Below are 18,021 nucleotides of genomic sequence, written 5' to 3'. Positions count from 1 at the left end.
CACGTGAAGAGGTGCGCGCCCCGCGATTGCGGGGCCGAGCGAAGCGAGGTTTCGGCATGAGTGCCGCGCAGCCCAGCAGCGGCCCGTCCCTGCGCCGCTATCTCGACCACCCCCGGGGCGGCCCGACCGTCCTGCGTATCGTGCTGGGCACCCAGCTCCGCCGGCTGCGGGAAGAGGCGGGCATCACCCGGGAGGCCGCCGGGGACGCCATCCGCGGCTCCCACGCCAAGATCAGCCGGCTGGAACTGGGCCGGGTGAGCTGCAAGGAGCGCGATGTCGCCGATCTGCTGACGCTCTACCACGTCACGGACGAGGCGGTCCGCGCCGACTTCCTGAACCTGGCCCGCCGGACCAGCAGCCCCGGTTGGTGGCACCAGTACGGCGATGTGCTGCCCGGCTGGTTCGAGACGCACATCGGCCTCGAAGAGGCCGCCTCCGTGATCCGCACCTACGAAGTCCAGTTCGTGCCGGGCCTGTTGCAGACCGCGGACTACGCCCGTGCGGTGGCGCAGCTCGGCCACCCGCGCTCCTCGCCCGAGGAGATCGAGCGCCGGGTGCGGCTGCGGGTCCAGCGTCAGGAGCTGCTGACCGTTCCGGACGCGCCGCGGGTGTGGGCGGTGATCGACGAGGCCTCACTGCGCCGCCCGCTCGGCGGCCCCGAGGTGATGACGGGGCAGCTCAGGCATCTGCTGAAGATGACCGAGCTGCCGAACGTCACACTGCAGATCGCTCCGTTCAGCCTCGGCGGACTGGCGGCGGCCGGTGGTCCGATCACGATCCTGCGGTTCCTGGAGCCGGACCTGCCGGACATCGTCTATCTGGAGCAGCTCACCAGCGCGCTCTATCTGGACAAGCGCGATGATGTGGACCACTACCTCGCGGTGATGGACCGGCTCAGCGCACAGTCCGAGTCGCCGCGCGAGTCCGTGACGATCCTGGAGCGGCTGCTCAAGCAGGAGAGCTGAGCGCACGGCGCCGACGCGGCGAGCGGGGCGGGGCACCCACCGGGGTGCCCCGCCCCGCTCGCACGTGACGGGGCATCCGCCCGGCGGGGCCTACGACTTGCGGGCCACTCCGCCGTACTCGATCCACTCCTGGGTGAGCTGCTTGGGGCCGATGTCCGCGTCCGGCTTCCAGGTGGAGACCTCCACCAGGCCCGGCTCCAGGACCTCCAGGCCGTCCAGGAAGCCGGCCAGTTCGTGCGCCTGCCGCACCCGGCCCCACTGGCCGTGGGTGGAGACCCGCATGAACTCGGTGACGAAGTCGCGGGTCGCGGCGTCCTCGCTGACCAGCTGGCACACCACCAGGAAGCTGCCCGGCGCCAGCCGGTCGGCGACCCGCTTGATCAGACCGGCCGGATCGTCGGCGTCCGGTATGCAGTGGAGCACGGAGACGAACAGCGCGGCGACGGGCTGGTCGAAGTCGATCAGCCGCTCGACCTCGGGACTGCCGAAGATGCCGTCGGTGTCCCGCATGTCCGCCTGGATGACGGCGGTGTGGGCGTTCTCCTCCAGCAGGGCCCGGCCGTGGGCCAGCACGATGGGGTCGTTGTCGACGTAGACCACCCGGGACTGCGGGTCGACCTGCTGGGCGACCTGGTGGACGTTGTCCTGGGTCGGCAGGCCTGATCCGTGGTCGATGAACTGCCGGATGCCGTGCTCCCGGGCCAGCCAGCGGACCACCCGCTGCAGGAAGCGCCGGTTGTTGATCGCCAGCACCTGGGTGCTGGGTACGACCTTGCTCAGCTCGTCGCAGGCCTCGCGGTCGACGGCGTAGTTGTCCTTGCCGCCGAGGTAGTAGTCGTACATCCGCGCCACACTCGGGATGCTGACGTCGACGGCGCTGGACTGCGGTCGCGTTTCTTGGCTCATTCCACACTTTCCCGTCGCTTCGGCAGCCTCAGCCAGGGGGCAGCGGCCGATCGTTGCGTGATTGTACGACCACGCCCCGCAGTCCCCAACATACCTAGCGGAGGGCGGTTGTTGCAGACGAGCGGCCGTGTTTCCCGGCGCCGGCCGAGAGCTGACGAGACGTCATGGGGCGCCACCGAACGGGGAGGAGAGTCCGGCCGGCGCGGGGGTACGGGCCGCCGCCACGCCACTCACAGGCGGCGGCCCGTTCCATTTTTCCGGCGACACCCAACGCCGGGCACGCCCCCGCGCGGTCGGGCCCGCCCAGGAACATCTCGGGCCCAGCCGCATCCGGCCGCCTCGGCAGCCACCCGGACAACTGCCGTTGCGGAATGGAGCGTTGCATGAGGGCGCCTACCACCGTCACCCCGCTTTACACCTGCCGAAGACGACCCGGGCCGACGGTTCCGTCCGCCAACAACCTGACTCCGACGTAAACTTACTTGTGAGTAATGCTGGGATAAGCTCCACGGATGAGCGATATACGCAGGCGACGCGTCCCCCGGCCGGTCCGGGAACAGCTGATCATCGACGCGGCGATCGGGGTCTTCGCCAAGCGCGGCTACCACGCCTCCTCGGTCGACGAGATCGCGGAACTCGCCGGGATCACCAAGCCGATGGTCTATCTCTATCTCGACTCCAAGGAGGGGCTGTTTCTCGCCTGTCTGCGTCGTGAGGCCGAGCGCCTGGTGGCCGCGTTCCGGGCCACCACGGGCCCCGCGCCCTCCCCCGAACTGCGCCTGCGGGCCGGGCTGCTGGCGTTCTTCACCTTCGTCACCGCCCACCCGGACAGCTGGGTGGTGCTGCACCGCCAGGCGCCGGAGCTGACCCCGGCGATAGCGGCGGAGCTGGCGCGGACCCGGCGGGCGCTGCTCGGCGAGGTCTCCGGGCTCGTCCGGACCTGCGGGGCGGACGGCGCCGGGGCCGCCTGCCCCGACGACGAGGCCGACTTCGTGGCGTACACCCTGGTCGGGGCGGCGGACTCGCTGACCGACTGGATGACGCTCCATCCCGAGGAGCCCCCGGAGCGGATCACCCTGCGGCTGATGAACATGGTGTGGGTCGGGATGCGCAACGTCCTCGACGGTGAGGTGTGGACGACGCCGGCCGGGGAGGGGTAGGGGCAGCCGATCTCCGTCCCCTACTGGCGGGCGGCCCGGCCCGGTGGGTAGAAGGGACGGATGACCATGAACGAGAGTCAACTGACGCCCCTTCCGGGAATCCCGGCCACCGCCGAGGAGATGGTCCTGGCCAACCAGGCCAACTGGGACGCCCGCACCCCGGTCCATGTGGCCAGCGCCTTCTACGGGCTGGACGGCTCACGCACCGCCGAGGACTGGTTCGCGCCCTTCGAGTGGACCGATCTCGGCGAGCTGACCGGGCGGGACGTGCTGCATCTGCAGTGCCATCTGGGCACCGAGACGGCCGCGTTCGCCGAACGGGGCGCGGCACACACGGTGGGGCTGGACTTCTCCGCGGCGGCGGTCGCGGAGGCCCGGCGGCTCGCCGCGGAGGCCGGCCGGAGCATGGCGTTCGTCCAGGCGGATGTGCACCGGGCCCCGGAGGCGCTCGGTGCGCGGCGGTTCGATGTGATCTACACCGGCAAGGGGGCGCTCTGCTATCTGCCGGATCTGCCCACCTGGGCCGGGATCGTCAGCTCGCTGCTGCGGCCCGGCGGGACGTTCTATCTGGTCGAGTTCCATCCGCTCCTGGACTCGCTGGGCCCGGCCGGCGGCCCGGACCAGCAGGATCTCCGGCTGCGGAACGACTACTTAGGCGGCCGTGGTCCCCTCCGGAGCGATACGCCGTGCACGTACACCGACGGGCCGCCGGTGCAGGGCGCGACGACGAGCTATGAGTGGCGGCACGGCCTCGGGGAGGTCATCTCCGCCGTGATCGGCGCGGGGCTGACCGTCGAACTGGTGCGGGAGACCGAACTGCTGCCCTGGAAGCGGTTCGACACCATGGTCCCGGCCGAGAACGGCTGGTGGCGGCTGCCGCCGTCGGAGCCGATCGTCCCGCTGCTGTACGCGCTGCGGGCGGTCAAGCGCTGAGACGCCGGCGGACCGCCTCGCCGGTCCCGGGCCTCATGGGCACCGGGACCGGCGAGGTCCCCGGACCTCCGTTCTCAGCCCGTCGGTCCGTGGAACCGGCGGTGGGTCAGCGCCCACCAGACCTCGGCCAGATCCGCCGGGTCGCGGAGGCTGGTGCCGGTGATCTCCTCGAAGCGGCGGAGGCGGTTGCGCAGGGTGTTGGGGTGGACGTAGAGGGTCCGCGCGGCTGCGTCCAGACGCAGCCCCTGCCGCAGATAGGCGGCCGCGGCCTCCTCCAGCTGGGCGCCGTCCTCACCCCGTTCGGCCAGCGGCGCCAGCCGGAGCCGTACCAGCTGCTCCCCCACGGCCGGCAGCGCCACGACCGTGGCCCGCAGCCCCAGCTCCTCGCGGGTGAACGCCCCGACGAGCCCGAATCCGGCGGCGGCCCGCAGCGCCTGGGTAGCGCGGGTGAATTCGGTGGCCACACCGGACGCGGGCACCGGGGCACCCAGTCCCAGCATCAGACTGCGGCACAGCCCGGCCGGGCGCCCCACCAGCAGTCCGGCCACATCCCCGTCCACGGTCGTGACCAGGGGCCGGCCCGCCTCGTCCAGGGCGAGCCAGGGACGGAGCAGGCCGACGATCCGGTGGAAGGCACCGTCGCCGGGGCCGGCGTGGTCCGCGGCGGCCCCGTCCGGCCCGCCGGGCGGGGAGACCTCGGGCAGCTGTGCACGGAACGGGAGGCGGAGGGTGCGGTGCCCGTAGGCGCCGTCCCCCGCCGCGTCGTCGGCGGGCCGCTCGGGCCGGTATCCGGCGTCCGGGCCGTCACCGGTGAACCCGGCGCCCGGGGCGCCGGGACCGGCCGGGGACTTGTCCCACCGCACCTCACCGAGCAGCAGGGCGCGCACCATCGCCGCATGCCGGCGGTCCGCCGCCGGGTCGTCGCCCTGGAGCCCGACCCGGCAACCGCGGACGATCCGCAGCGTGTTGGCGTCGACCCAGGCGCGCAGGGTCTCGGCGATCGGCAGCAGATCCTCGGCGGTCCCGCCCCGGCCGGTCATCTCCTCACCGAACCGCCGCCAGACGATGTCCGTACCGATCCGGTAGGCCGAGATGATGTCCTCGACGGGCAACGAGCGGGCCAGGGCGCTCACCTCGTCGAGGTGGGTCGCCGGGATGCCGTTCGCCGGGACGTCGTCGCGGCCGGTCTCCCGTGCGGTCCGCCGCTCCTCGGCCCAGCGCTCCACCAGCGAGAGGCCGTTGCGCAGGGAGGCCAGCACCCGGGGGCGCAGCACGTCCGCCGGCACCGCCGCGTAGGAGGGGAGTTGGGCCCGCAGGCCGTCGATGACCTCGTCGGTGAGCGCGTCGATGCCGTCGTGCAGCGCGGCGGCGGAATCCGGCACCGTTGTGGAAGTCTCCACCCGTCCCCTCCCGACTCGGTGTCTTTCCCCATGGCGAAAGCGATCATTCGTCGCCATGCTACGAGGAAGCCGCCCGAACCCCTACAGATGTTCGATGTTGGATGACTTTTCCCCAGCCGTCCTGACTCGTCCCGGCGTTCGGTGCGCGGCCCCGCTGTCCTCCCCCGTCCCCCGCACCATCGAGGAATTCCATGGCTGTTTCCTGGCGTCGTATCGCGGTGCCCGCCGCCGCGATCGGCGTGCTCGTCCCCGCCGCCCTCGGCACCCACGCCCTGCTCTCGGGCCCCGACGAGCCGCGCACGTCCTCGGCCGGCATACCCGCCGCCGGGCCGACGGCCCCCGGTGCCGTGCCCGACGACGCCCGCGCCTCGGGTCCGGAGGGCACCGCCGCGGTCGCCCGGCCGTCCGACGCACCGACCCGCTCCGGCAATTCGGTCTCCGTGCAGCTCTCGTCGTACGACGCGCAGCGCAAGCAGGCGGAACTCAAGCCGTCGGCCGGCAAGACCGTACGGACCGGTGATGTGATCGCCGCCGCGCCCAACCGGCACGCCCCCTCGGGTGCGCTGTTCAAGGTCGGCAAGGTCACCGGCTCCCGCGACGGCAAGGTGCGGGTGACCACCGCCCCCGCCACGCTCTCGGAGCTGCTCGGCGATCAGAAGGTGGACCAGCGCGCGGCGTTGCGGCCCGGTGAGGTCTCGGTCAGGCCGCTCTCCTCGGGTGTCACCGTCAAGACGCCCGCCTCCGGCGCCGGTTCGGAGAGCGGCGGCCCGGCCACTCCGTCCGGCGGTCCGGGCGCGCCGTCCGGCAGCCCGGACGCCACCGCCTCCGGCTCCCCGAGCCCCTCGGCGTCCGGCTCCTCCGGAGTCCGCACCCAGCTCACCCCGTCCGGGACCCGCCCCACCCCCGGCTCGTCCGGCAGCACGCTGTCGCCCGAGGCGCGGAAGGCGCTCACCACCCTGCGGCTGGGCGTCAACGTGCCGCTGCCCAAGGGCGTGCAGGCGACCGCCAAGTCTCCCGCCCGGCTGTCCGGCGAGGTCTCGTTCACTCCCGAGCTGATCTTCCAGTACGAGAAGCGCGGCGGGCTGAACCTGCTGCCGCAGCGCGCGGCCATCGGCCTGGGCGGCTCCTACGGCTACGGCTGGCAGGTGCACGGCAAGGTCCGGGGCAAGGCGGACACCGGGCAGGTCGCGGTGCCGCTCGCGGCGGTCACCGGACGGCATGTCTTCTGGGTGGGCCCGGTTCCCGTCGTGGTCAGCACCGAGGTCACCTTCACCTACCGCTTCACCGCGGACGGCCGCATCGTGCTCGACGCCGACCAGCGCACCGCCGGTTCGTTCGCCGTCGGCGCGACGTACGACCGCGACCACGGCGGGTGGAAGCCGCTGCACGAGGCGCGGCAGCAGACGAAGGGCGGGGCTCCGCGGGTCGAGGGCGCGGCCACCGCGACGGCCCGTGTCGGGGCGCATGCCGAGGTGTTCCTCTACGACACCGCGGGCGTCGGCGGTGATCTGTCCGTCCACCTCACCGGGCGGGCCGCCGGGGCGTCCGACGGCGGTGCCCCGGCGTGGGCGCTCAGCGCGGGCTACGACCTGAAGACCGAGCTGATGCTGCAACTGAAGATCTTCGGCATCAAGGTCGCGGACCTGCGGACCACGCCGTTCGCCCTGCACGACGAGCGGAAGCTCTTCGGACGGGGAAAGCTGCCCCCCGTCTGATCCCGCTCCTGACCGGCGCCCCCGGGGACAGCTCGTCCCCGGGGGCGCCGTGCGCTGTGGCGGCCGGGCCGGTCCGGCCGCGGGTCACCCCAGCCGCCGGTACACCGAGCGCAGCAACTGCTCCTTGGCCGGTCCGCCGACCCGCCACTCCAGCCGCCAGGTGTCCGGCCCGACGGCGGTGAAGGTCCCCTCGTACCGGTCCGCGGCACAGGGGTGCACGGCGGTCCACCGGCCGGTCCTGAGGTCGAGGTCGTGGAAGGGCCGGCCGTCGGCGAAGTCGATCGCGGCGGTGCCGTCCGGGCGGGGCCGCCAGCGCAGCGTGCGGCACGCCGGATGCACCGTCCCGCCCCAGCTGAGCTGCCCCTCCTCGTGGTGCAGCAGCCCCTCGCCCGCCGGTCCCGGCCGGAACTCGGCGGTGCCGCGGAAGCTGCCCTCGGCGCCGGTCCGCAGGTCGGACACGGTGCGCTCGATGCGCCAGCGGCCGGTGAGGTACGCCGCCACATCGGGGACGGGGTACGGCCCCGCGGCCGGCTCGCCCCGCTCCCGCTCCGGCTGCCGCTCCCGGCCCAGCTCACTGCCCATCCGCCCATTCTCCCGCCCGACCTGACGCCTCACTCCGTCGGCCCCACCCGGCGCCGCTCCCCTCTCCCCCGGCCCCTCGCACCGTGCGGAGCCGTACCGGCCGTCTTACTCTCGGTGCAGTGATCGTCACCGAAGGTCCGCGTGGCGGCGGGCCGCCCGGCGGCCCGACACCGTCGGCCGGGGCACCGCGCCCACCGCGGCCGCCTCGTACGAGCCCGGAGACCGGAGGCACCACCATGCCGGAGCTGTTCATCGGCGGTCAGTGGACCGCAGCGGCCGACGGGCAGGTGCGCGAGATCCGCTGCCCCGCGGACGGCACGCTGGTCGCGACCGTGGACGAGGGCGGGCCGAAGGACGCCGCAGCGGCGGTCTCCGCGGCCCGTACGGCCTTCGACGACGGGTCCTGGCCCCGCACACCGGTGGCCGAGCGTGGCCGTCTGGTGCTCCGCGTCGCCGAGCTGCTGGAGCGCGACCGCGACGTGCTGGCCAAGGCGGAGTCGCTGGACACCGGCAAGCGGCTGGTCGAGAGCGGCTACGACATGGACGACATCGCCAACTGCTTCCGCCACTTCGGTAACCTCGGCGCCGCCGGGGGCACCGACCGGGTGGTGGACGCCGGTGCCGCGGAGATCGACAGCACGGTGCGCCACGAGCCGGTCGGCGTCTGCGCGCTGATCACCCCCTGGAACTACCCGCTGCTCCAGACCGCCTGGAAGGTCGCCCCCTGTCTGGTCGCGGGCAACACCTTCGTCCTGAAGCCCAGTGAACTGACCCCGCACACCGCCGTCCATCTGATGCGGCTGCTGGCGGAGGCCGGGCTGCCCGACGGCGCCGCCAATCTCGTGCTGGGCACCGGCCCGTCCGTCGGGGCGGTGCTGACCGAGGACCCGCGGGTGGACATGGTCTCGTTCACCGGCGGTCTGGTCACCGGCCGCCGCATCATGGCCGCGGCGGCGCCCACCGTGAAGAAGATCGCGCTGGAGCTGGGCGGCAAGAACCCCAACATCGTCTTCGCGGACGCCGACTTCGACACCGCGGTGGACTACGCGCTGATGGCGGTCTTCCTGCACTCCGGGCAGGTCTGCTCGGCGGGCGCCCGGCTGCTCGTCCAGGAGGAGCTGCACGACGCCTTCGTCGACGAACTGGTCTCCCGCGCCCAGCGCATCCGGCTCGGCGGCCCGCTCGACGCGTACGCCCGCACCGGCCCGCTGATCTCGGCCGCGCACCGCGCCAAGGTCGAGGCGTATGTGGCGGCCGGGCTCGACGAGGGGGCGGTCCTGCTCTGCGGCGGCTCCCCGCCCGACGACCCCTCGCTGTCCCACGGCTTCTACTACCTGCCGACCGTGCTGGACGAGTGCACCCCGGACATGTCCGTCGTCCGCGACGAGAGCTTCGGACCGGTGCTGACCGTCGAGCGCTTCCGTGACGAGGACGAGGCGGTCTCGCTCGCCAACGACACGGTGTACGGGCTGGCCGGGGCGGTGTGGACGCAGAACAGCGAACGTGCCCACCGGGTCGCCGCCCGGCTGCGCGCGGGCACGGTGTGGATCAACGACTTCCATCCCTATGTGCCACAGGCGGAGTGGGGCGGCATGAAGCAGTCCGGCGTGGGCCGCGAGCTGGGTCCCGCGGGGCTGGCCGAGTACCAGGAGGCCAAGCACATCTGGCGCAACACCGCACCACGACCCCAGAGGTGGTTCGAGTGACCGGCCCCGAGTCCCCCCGCCCCGGCACCCGGGCGGACGGATCACACGACGACGACTCGCTCGCCGAGCTCGGCTACAAACCGGAACTCAAGCGCACCCTGGGCAACTTCCACACCTTCGCCGCCGGTATCAGCTATATCTCCATCCTCACCGGCACCTTCCAGCTGTTCTACTTCGGCATCGCCCACGGCGGCCCGGCGTACTGGTGGTCCTGGCCGATGGTCTTCGTCGGACAGCTGATGGTGGCGCTGTGCTTCTGTGAGCTGGCCGCCCGCTACCCGGTGGCCGGATCGGTCTACAACTGGGCCAAGAAGCTCGGCGGCCCGCACATCGGCTGGCTCGGCGGCTGGATGATGCTGACCGCGACCATGGTCTCGCTGTCCGCGGTGGCGCTGGCCTACCAGGTGACGCTGCCGCAGATCTCGTCGTGGTTCCAGTTCATCGGCGACGGCACCGGCAAGTCCGCAGCCGAGAACGCCGTCCTGCTCGGCACCGTCCTGATCGCCTTCACCACACTGGTCAACGCCTTCGGCGTCAAGCTCATGGCACGCATCAACTCCGCGGGCGTGGCGATCGAGCTGATCGCCGCCATCGTGCTGATCCTGCTGCTCGCCGCGCATGTCACCCGCGGCCCCGACGTGGTGACCGACACCTTCGGTCTGGGCGCGGGCGAGAACCTCGGCTACTTCGGCGCGTTCCTCACCGCGTCCCTGGCCTCGGCCTACGTCATGTACGGCTTCGACACCGCCTCGTCACTCGGTGAGGAGTCCAAGGACCCCGGCCGCAACGCCCCCCGCGCGATCCTGCGGGCCCTGGTCGCGTCCTTCCTCATCGGCGGGCTGATCCTGCTGTTCGCGCTGCTGTCCGTGCCCGACCTGCAGGCCGAGCAGCTGAAGGTGGACGGGCTGCAGTACGTGGTGCTCTCCACGCTCGGCTCGACCATCGGGCAGATCGTGCTCTGGTGCGTGGTCATCGCGATCACCGTCTGCGAGCTGGCGGTGCACACCGCCGGCATCCGCCTCGCGTTCGCGATGGCCCGGGACAACAACCTCCCCGCCGCTTCCCTGCTCGCCAAGGTCAGCCCGCGCTTCCAGACGCCGGTGCTGCCGGCCGTCATCATCGGTCTGGTGGCGATCGGCATCCTCGTCATCAACGTCAACCAGCCGCAGATCTTCTCGGTGATCACCAGCATCGCGATCATCATGATCTACCTCGCCTACCTGTCGGTCACCCTGCCGATGCTGGTCCAGCGGCTGCGGGGCAACTGGACACCGGCCAAGGGGAAGTTCTCCCTGGGCAAGTTCGGCCTGCCGGTGAACATCCTGGCGGTGCTCTGGGGCCTGGGAATGTCCCTCAACCTCGCCTGGCCGCGCGCCGCCGTCTACAACGCGACCGGCCCGCAGCACTGGTATCTGCGCTGGGGCGCCTTCCTGTTCATCGGCGTCGTCGCGATCGGCGGCTTCACCTACTACTGGTTCGTCCAGCGCAAGCGCACCGGCGTCCTCGCCATGCACGCCGCCGTCCACCCGGACAGCAGGACCACCGGCGACACCGGCAACCCCACCCCCTGAACCTGGAGACGGCACGATGTCCGAAGAGGCACCTGTGGACGAGTTCGACTACGTCGTGGTCGGCGGCGGTACGGCCGGCTCCGTCGTGGCGGCCCGGCTCAGCGAGGACCCGACGGCCACCGTCTGCCTCCTGGAGGCCGGCCCCTCCGACGTCGGCGACGACAACGTGCTGCGCCTGGACCGCTGGATGGGGCTGCTGGAGTCCGGCTACGACTGGGACTATCCGGTCGAGCCGCAGGAGAACGGCAACAGCTTCCTGCGGCACGCCCGCGCCAAGGTGCTGGGCGGCTGCTCCTCGCACAACTCCTGCATCGCCTTCTGGACCCCGGCCGAGGACCTCGACGAGTGGGCGGCGATGGGCTGTACGGGCTGGGGCGCGGCCGACTGTTTCCCGCTCTTCCAACGGCTGGAGAGCAACGACGGCCCCGGGGACCACCACGGCCGCACCGGCCCGGTCGTCCTGCGCAGCGTCCCGGCGGACGACCCGTGCGGGGTCGCCCTCCTGGAGGCCTGCGCAGCGGCCGGCATCCCGACCACCGCCTTCAACACCGGCCGGACCGTGATCCGGGGCGCGAACTGGTTCCAGATCAACTGCCGCCCCGACGGCACCCGTTCCTCCGCCTCGGTGTCCTACCTCCACCCCGTCATGGGCACCCGCAAGAACCTGGAGGTCCGCACCGGGCTCCAGGCCAGGCGGCTGAACTTCGACTCCGCACGGCACTGTACCGGCGTCGACTACCTCGCCCCCGACCTGATCCACACCCGCACCGTCACCGCCCGCCGCGAGACCGTCGTCTCCTGCGGCTCCATCGACACCCCGAAGCTCCTGATGCTCTCCGGCATCGGCCCGGCCACCCACCTGCGGGCCACCGGCATCGAACCGCTCGTCGACTCCCCCGGCGTCGGCGCCAACCTCCAGGACCACCCGGAGGGCGTGATCATGTGGGACGCCAAGCAGCCCATGGTCCGCTCCTCCACCCAGTGGTGGGAGATCGGCATCTTCGCCGACACCGAGCCGGGGCTGGACCGCCCGGACCTGATGTTCCACTACGGCCAGGTGCCCTTCGACATGAACACCTACCGCCGCGGCTACCCCACCTCGGAGAACGCCTTCTGCCTCACCCCGAACGTCACCCGCGCCCGCTCCCTGGGCACCGTGCGGCTGCGCACCCGCGACTTCCGCGACAAGCCCAGGGTCGACCCGCGCTACTTCACCGACGAACACGACATCCGCGTGATGACCCACGGTCTCCGGCTCGCCCGCGAGATCGTCTCCCAGCCCGCCATGGCCGCGTGGGCCGGCACCGAACTCGCCCCGGGCCCCTCCGCCCGTTCCGACGCCGAACTCCTCGACTACATCCGCACCACCCACAACACCGTCTACCACCCGGCCTGCACGGTCCGCATGGGCGCCGCCGACGACCGGGCGACACCGCTCGACCCGCAGCTGCGCGTCAAGGGCGTCACGGGTCTGCGGGTGGCCGACGGTTCGGTGATGCCGTTCCTGCCGGCGGTGAACCCCTGCATCACGACGATGATGATCGGGGAGAAGTGCGCGGAGATGATCCGCGGCGGCTGACCCGGCCCGCGCACACCAAAGACCTACGAGGTGGGCTCCCTTCGCCGGCATTGTCCGGATCAGGTGCTTGGGGGTCGCCGTCCGGTCTTACGACCTTCCGGCCTCTCAGCCCGACCTTTCCTCTTGTCCTCGGCGAGAGCCAGAACTCCCTTCCCCGAGGCCAGTCCGGTCGAACTCCCTCGCTCGCCCCGTAGGCCGGTCTTCAGGATACTCCCAATCAAAGGGGAATGGAACAGGCATTTTGGACACCTCTCGCCCCGCCGCCCCAGAAATGCAGAAAACCCCTGCTCAGCAGGGGTCTCGCTGGCGTTCGAGGGGGGACACGCACCTTACGCACATGCCGGTGTTGCGGGGCGAGCTCGCAATGGCCATAGCCACCGGTTGGAATCTTGGGTAGGGCACTCAGAACATGGAAACAGGAGCCGCCGGTCGGGTAGGCCATTCACGCCGTCAACCACAACCGAGGTGGGCATTCCCACCTCTACGGGGAGACTGCACCCAGGCAGCTACCACCGCAAGAGGTGACCCCGGCATTCACTCGCACAAGGTGGAGGAGTGCGGCGCCATCCCGCTCGCGATCGCCAATGACTCTCGACCTGGGACGTCACGCGGAGCAGACACGGGGCGCACGTACGAAGGATGCAGCTCGACGATGAAGAACGGACATTCCCCCTGGATGGCAGACATCACGGACACTGGGTCTTGTGGATCCAGAGGAAGAGATGGCGCTGATGGGGCGCAAGCCGTTTTCGGAGGAGTTCCGGGCTGATGCGACAGCCCTGTACCGGTCCGATCCGAAACTTACGTATTCGCAGGTCGCGACGGATCTCGGGGTCCATGCCGAGAAGCTGCGGCAGTGGGTGAAGGCGGCCGGAGCCGCCCCGGGGCCGGATGGGCGGATCTCCCTTCGGCGGTCGGGCCGGAGCAGGCCGGGCGAACGGCCGAGGAGCGCATCGCGCGGCTGGAGGCCGAGAACGCCGCTCTGCGGCAGGAGAACGTCGGCCTGCGCAAGGACCGTGAGGTCCTGGCGGAGGAGCGGGTCATCCTGCGGAAGGCGACGAAGCATTTCGCGTCGGAGACGAGCTGGTGAGCCGCCGCTTTCAGTTCGTTGAGGATCACCAGGAAGACCATGAGGTCACGCGGCTGTGTTCCCTTCTCGGTGTCGTCCGGTCGAGCTTTTACAAGTGGCGGGCCGGCGCCGAGGCCCGTGCGGCGCGGGAGCGCGCGGACGCCGCGCTGGCCCGGCGGATCAAGAAGGTCCACGAGGAGTCCGGTGCCGCCTATGGCTCGCCGCGGATCACCGCAGAGCTGAACGCGGGCGCGAGGGCGGGCGAGCGGGTGAACGAGAAGCGGGTCGCCCGCGTGATGCGCAAGTTCAGCATCGTCGGCACGCACCTGCGCAAGAAGGTCACCACGACCGTGCCCGAGCCCTCCGCGACGCCGGTGCCCGACCTGTTCAAGCGGGACTTCACAGCGCCCGCGCCGAACCTGAAGTACATGGGCGGTATCACATATCTCCCGGTCGGGGACGGCGAGTTCCGCTACCTCGCGACGGTGATCGACTGCTTTAGCCGGCGCGTGGTCGGCTGGTCGATCGCCTCTCACATGCGCACCGAGCTGGTCGCCGACGCGCTGAAAATGGCCGCAGTCACCCGCGGCAGCCTGGACGGCGCGATCTTCCATAGCGATCACGGAGCCCAGTACACATCGAAGGAATTTGCCGATCTGTGCGGCGAGTTGGGCGTGAAACAAGTCCATGGGGGCCGTCGGGACGAGCGCAGACAACGCCGCCTGCGAGAGTTTCCACGCCTCCCTGAAACGAGAGCTCCTCAAGGGCGCCCGGCGCTGGCCCGGGGCCACGGACTGCCGACGCGCCGTCTTCCACTGGCCGAACAGGTACAACACCTGGCGCAGGCACTCGACCAACGGACAGCTCTGCCCTCTCGACTACGAACGCGAGCACGCACTCGCCCCAGATAGGATGGAAAACACCGCATAACCACACAAACCGGTGCCTACCATCCCGGGGGAAGCCCCGAACGGACATTCCCCCTTCACGCCTCCTCCAACGAGACCACCGGCGCCCGTGCCGTCACGGGCGCCTTCTCACGCCGCGAACAGGTCGAAGGTCGAGGCGTTGCAGGGGCCCGACAGCACGTCAAGAAGCGGGTCAGCCGAGAGAATGGCCTGGTGCATGCGCTGCAGCTGCGGCGAGGGCTCGACGCCGAGTGCCTCGACCAGCCCCCTCTGCAGCCTGCGGTAAGTCTCGAGGGCGGACGCCTGCCGTCCCGAGCGATACAGGGCCAGCATGGCCTGCGAATACAGCCCCTCGTGATGGGGGTGCCGAGCTGTCAGATCGGTGAGTTCGGCGATGAGTTCGGCGTGGCGGCCGAGGCGCAGATCGGCGTCGATGCGCCGCTCCACGGCGACCAAGCGGCTCTCCTGCAGCCGCCTGACCTCTATACCGAGGACCGGCCCCGCCTTCACGTCCACCAGCGGCGCCCCGGTCCACAGGTCGAGAGCGGCGCGGAACCTGGCAGCGGACACCTCGTTGTCGCCGGCCTCGAAGGCGCTCTGTCCTTCCCGCAGCAGCTTCTCGTACTGGTGCACATCGACGCAGTCGTCGTCGATCTGCAGCAGATAGCCGCCGTACCGGGTGGCCAGGACGTCCCTCGCGCCCGCCGGAGAGGCCGGCCCCATCGCCGTACCGAGCTTCCTGCGCAGCTGCTGTATGTAGGTCTGCAACGTCGTCAGCGCGCTCACCGGGGGCGCGGTGTCCCACAGCTCCTCCATGAGGGTGGGCACAGGTATGACCCGTCCCGGGTGCAGAGCCATGAGGGACAGGACCTGCCGCGGCTTGCCAGCCGTCGGAACGATCGAGTTCCCGTTGGCCTCGGCACTCAACGGACCCAGAATCTTGATCTGCACGGCATCCTCCGCCCTCGTCGATCTCCTGGTCCGATTCCTTTCGGTGGCCAGAAACCCGCGTCCTTGCGCACGCTACCCGGGGCCGTGCCCCCCGAGCGTTTTCCTATAGCGGCTCTCTAGCCAATGTCCAAGTGCGGTGTTGCGCCACCGCATGACGGATTAAAGAACGCATGAACAGGCGCTGGAATTGAACTTGATATTCCGCTCCGGCCCCCGGCCGATGACCATTCCGACGTCACGCGTGCTCTGCCGCAGGGCTTTTCTCCAGGGGAAGACACCCCCTGCGGCAGGCTCCGCTTGCGGGCGGCGTTCACCGGCTCGTCGGGGGGGGCAGCCGATAGTCCAACACAGCCTGCGCCGCACAGTCCCCACCGGTTCAGGCACGCACGGATCAACGCCCAAGAACCCCTGCCGTTTCGGATGATCAGGGCAGGGCCGTGCCCACCGGATCGGGCAGGGTGATGCGGTGCGGGGCCGTCCGTGCCCAGGGAAATCCGTGGTGGAGCTGGAGCACTGGCGACTGCTGGTCGTCGGCCGATATGGCGACCGCAGCCAGAACGTCGGGCACCGGCTCCAGTTCCACGAACCGCCACCGGGTGAACTGGTCGTCCGCGGGCGGGCGGAAACCCGTCACCCCGCGGTCGTCGGCCAGGGTGAAGGCGAACTCATCGAAGGGCAGCCCGAGTCCGAGGCCGCGCGCCTTGGAGTAGGCCTCCTTCAACGTCCACAGCCGCAGCGCCCGCCGACCGCGCGAGCGGCCCGGCGCGCTGCGCGCGATCCACTCCTGCTCCTCGGGCGCGAAGGTGGCCGTGATGGCCTCGATGGCCTGCGCGTTCCGGTCGAGGCGTTCGACGTCCACGCCGATGCGGTGCCGGCGGACGATGCCGAGCAGGTTGTAGCCACCCGTGTGCGACAGGTTGAAGTCCAGGTGCGCCCCGCCGCGGGGCAGGCCGCCGGGCATCGGCTGGAGGAAGGGGCGCCCGCGCTGCGAGCGCCGGATGACCAGCTCCGCCTCGACGAGCCCGGCTTCCAGTGCCAGCGCCCGCCGTACCAGGGTGTGGGCGACCCGATACTGCCTGCGGTCGCGCTCGAAGAGGAACTGGCGCGCGGTCTCTTGCTCCTGCTCGTCGAGCCAGTGCGTCGCCAGCACACTCGCGAGTTCGGGCGCGAGGGCGTCGTTCGGGCACAGCCACACCTTCACCTGTGCGGCCGCCGCCTGCTCGGCGGCAGGCCCCGGGTACGGCGCGGCCTCGGGGCTGTGCGGCTGCTCGGCCGTGGTCATCGGGCAGGACCGCCGCTCGTCGGAAGGCCGGTTCCCACCGGCCGGCGCAGCATCGCGGTGCCGGGCAGCGCCACCACCGCGTGGGCTCCGTGCGCATAGCCGCGCGTCACATCGACACCGGCCGGCCACAGCCCGGCGAGCGCCTCTAGGCGCCGCGCCCGCGCCACGGCGGTTGGGCCGTCGGGCTGTTCGGCGGCGGACAGTGCGTGGCCGGCCGGGCCGTGAGCGACGTGGACGCCGACAGCCCGGGGCTCCCCGTCCGCCGCGGTGAGCGCCTCGAACCGGGCGCCGGTGCGTCCGGCGCTCTCCAGCGTCCGCCAGATCAATGCCACACCGGATCCACTGCTCCCGCTACCCCAGACAACCCGTTGCACCCCTGTAGATCCTGGCAGTCCCCCTACAGACCATCCGGCCCGTGATTCCAGCAGGGAGCTCGTCGGTGACCCGGCCCCGCTCGACGCGTAGTGCGAGCTCCCCGTGACCCGAATCGCCCATGCCCCCTCCTCCAGCGTCTCGGACACCGTCGGACACCCCGCTCGACGAACGCTCTCGCTCCGCTGGAGAAACCCTTGCGAAACCCGCCACCTGCGGCGGCGGACCGGCCGGCCCTCATCGTCCGATGGAGTGTCCCGGCCCCGGAAACTCCAGTACTCGCCCCACGCGGCGGCCCGGGGTCCGCGAGTTCGTCCGGAGCGCTGAGTACGCGGGGCTCGGCCTCGACCCGGCAGTGGGCCTCGCTCACCAGATAGCGGTCCTGGACCAGGTTCGTGGCGAAGGACCGGGCCCGGGCCGAAGCGGAGTTCTTGGCCAGGGCAGGACGTCCGCCGAAGTCCCAGCAGAATCCCACGGCGCTGAAGCTGCGCCGCATCCCCTGCCCGAGGGCCTTGGTGTACGCCTCCTTGAGCGTCCACAGTCGCAGGAAGCGCGCCGTGCGCTCGGCCTCGGGCAGCGCGTCGAGCACCTCGGCCTCCTCGGGGGTGCACACCTGCATCCGCAGCAGGTCGTAGGAGACCTGCCGGGTGACGGATTCGGTGTCCACGCCGATGGGGCCGCAGCGGCCGGCGGCGACGATCAGCTCCTCTGTGTGGACGAGGCTCAGGTGCGGTTCCTCCCCGAAGCCGCGTTGCTCGGGCAGGGCCCAGTCGGGGCCGCCGAGGACGCCCGCGCCGGTGTCGTCGGCCGCCCGAGCGACTCCCAGCACCGCCGCGGCCAGGTGTGCGGCCGTATCCGGCAGCACGGCCACGAGGGCACGGGCGCAGCGCACGCCGCGCCACGTCCACCGACGGCGTGCGGA

The 18,021-nt window shown here is 71.3% G+C and carries 14 protein-coding genes and 1 pseudogene; 8 read left to right on the top strand and 7 right to left on the bottom strand.

The genetic code is table 11. The annotated features are described in order from the left end of the window. Positions 1 to 56 precede the first annotated feature (56 nt). A complete protein-coding gene (locus ACGFN2_RS00160) occupies positions 57 to 965 on the top strand; it encodes a helix-turn-helix transcriptional regulator (RefSeq protein WP_362601069.1) in 909 nt (302 codons plus the stop codon). A gap of 90 nt (positions 966 to 1,055) precedes the next feature. On the opposite strand, the gene ACGFN2_RS00155 is transcribed toward ACGFN2_RS00160, so the two are convergent. Next, positions 1,056 to 1,871: an SAM-dependent methyltransferase gene (locus tag ACGFN2_RS00155; protein ID WP_362601072.1), complete on the bottom strand. Its 816-nt coding sequence runs from the start codon at positions 1,869 to 1,871 to the stop codon at positions 1,056 to 1,058. 512 nt (positions 1,872 to 2,383) lie between these two features. Here ACGFN2_RS00155 and ACGFN2_RS00150 point away from each other — a divergent pair. Together ACGFN2_RS00150 and ACGFN2_RS00145 are read left to right on the top strand one after the other, a co-directional pair. Further along, on the top strand, positions 2,384 to 3,031 hold the full coding sequence (locus ACGFN2_RS00150) for a TetR/AcrR family transcriptional regulator (protein ID WP_393356301.1): 648 nt from the start codon (positions 2,384 to 2,386) through the stop codon (positions 3,029 to 3,031). A gap of 60 nt (positions 3,032 to 3,091) precedes the next feature. Next, a complete protein-coding gene (locus ACGFN2_RS00145) occupies positions 3,092 to 3,964 on the top strand; it encodes a class I SAM-dependent methyltransferase (RefSeq protein WP_393356299.1) in 873 nt (290 codons plus the stop codon). A gap of 74 nt (positions 3,965 to 4,038) precedes the next feature. On the opposite strand, the gene ACGFN2_RS00140 is transcribed toward ACGFN2_RS00145, so the two are convergent. Continuing rightward, entirely contained in the window at positions 4,039 to 5,364 is a 1,326-nt protein-coding gene (locus ACGFN2_RS00140) for a PucR family transcriptional regulator (RefSeq protein ID WP_393356297.1), read from the bottom strand. A gap of 191 nt (positions 5,365 to 5,555) precedes the next feature. Here ACGFN2_RS00140 and ACGFN2_RS00135 point away from each other — a divergent pair, with 191 nt between their 5' ends. Beyond that, a complete protein-coding gene (locus ACGFN2_RS00135; protein WP_393356295.1) occupies positions 5,556 to 7,079 on the top strand; it encodes a hypothetical protein in 1,524 nt (507 codons plus the stop codon). Positions 7,080 to 7,163: 84 nt separating this feature from the next. Here the strand turns inward: ACGFN2_RS00135 and ACGFN2_RS00130 are convergent, their stop codons facing one another. Beyond that, positions 7,164 to 7,661, bottom strand: a complete 498-nt coding sequence (locus tag ACGFN2_RS00130; RefSeq protein WP_393356293.1) for a DUF6314 family protein — start codon at positions 7,659 to 7,661, stop codon at positions 7,164 to 7,166. Between the two features lie 236 nt (positions 7,662 to 7,897). Here ACGFN2_RS00130 and ACGFN2_RS00125 point away from each other — a divergent pair, with 236 nt between their 5' ends. The 4 genes and pseudogenes from ACGFN2_RS00125 to ACGFN2_RS00110 all read left to right on the top strand — a co-directional run bounded on the left by ACGFN2_RS00125 (position 7,898) and on the right by ACGFN2_RS00110 (position 14,516). Further along, positions 7,898 to 9,367 (top strand): aldehyde dehydrogenase family protein, encoded by a 1,470-nt coding sequence (locus ACGFN2_RS00125; protein WP_393356291.1) that lies wholly within the window; start codon positions 7,898 to 7,900, stop codon positions 9,365 to 9,367. Beyond that, the gene (locus ACGFN2_RS00120) at positions 9,355 to 10,938 is read left to right on the top strand and encodes an APC family permease (protein WP_393356289.1); all 1,584 of its coding nucleotides are present in this window, start codon (positions 9,355 to 9,357) and stop codon (positions 10,936 to 10,938) included. Before ACGFN2_RS00125 ends, ACGFN2_RS00120 begins: the two co-directional genes overlap by 13 nt. A gap of 16 nt (positions 10,939 to 10,954) precedes the next feature. Beyond that, positions 10,955 to 12,517, top strand: a complete 1,563-nt coding sequence (locus ACGFN2_RS00115; RefSeq protein WP_362601094.1) for a GMC family oxidoreductase N-terminal domain-containing protein — start codon at positions 10,955 to 10,957, stop codon at positions 12,515 to 12,517. Positions 12,518 to 13,248: 731 nt separating this feature from the next. Next, positions 13,249 to 14,516 (top strand): annotated as a pseudogene (locus ACGFN2_RS00110) (IS3 family transposase). Positions 14,517 to 14,623: 107 nt separating this feature from the next. On the opposite strand, the gene ACGFN2_RS00105 reads toward ACGFN2_RS00110, so the two are convergent. The 4 genes from ACGFN2_RS00105 to ACGFN2_RS00090 all read right to left on the bottom strand — a co-directional run bounded on the left by ACGFN2_RS00105 (position 14,624) and on the right by ACGFN2_RS00090 (position 17,964). Then, the gene (locus tag ACGFN2_RS00105) at positions 14,624 to 15,445 is read right to left on the bottom strand and encodes a BTAD domain-containing putative transcriptional regulator (protein ID WP_393356286.1); all 822 of its coding nucleotides are present in this window, start codon (positions 15,443 to 15,445) and stop codon (positions 14,624 to 14,626) included. Positions 15,446 to 15,869: 424 nt separating this feature from the next. Next, entirely contained in the window at positions 15,870 to 16,727 is an 858-nt protein-coding gene (locus ACGFN2_RS00100; RefSeq protein ID WP_393356284.1) for a 4'-phosphopantetheinyl transferase family protein, read from the bottom strand. Then, a complete protein-coding gene (locus ACGFN2_RS00095) occupies positions 16,724 to 17,059 on the bottom strand; it encodes a hypothetical protein (RefSeq protein WP_393356282.1) in 336 nt (111 codons plus the stop codon). The genes ACGFN2_RS00100 and ACGFN2_RS00095 overlap by 4 nt, the downstream gene beginning before the upstream one ends. Positions 17,060 to 17,124: 65 nt before the next feature. Then, positions 17,125 to 17,964, bottom strand: a complete 840-nt coding sequence (locus ACGFN2_RS00090; protein ID WP_393356280.1) for a 4'-phosphopantetheinyl transferase family protein — start codon at positions 17,962 to 17,964, stop codon at positions 17,125 to 17,127. Positions 17,965 to 18,021: the final 57 nt, after the last annotated feature.

The organism is Streptomyces sp. NPDC048612 (genome assembly GCF_043199295.1).
Classification (GTDB): Bacteria; Actinomycetota; Actinomycetes; order Streptomycetales; family Streptomycetaceae; genus Streptomyces.
Note: the sequence above shows the minus strand (reverse complement) of the source record. Positions and strands in the feature narration are given on the sequence as shown.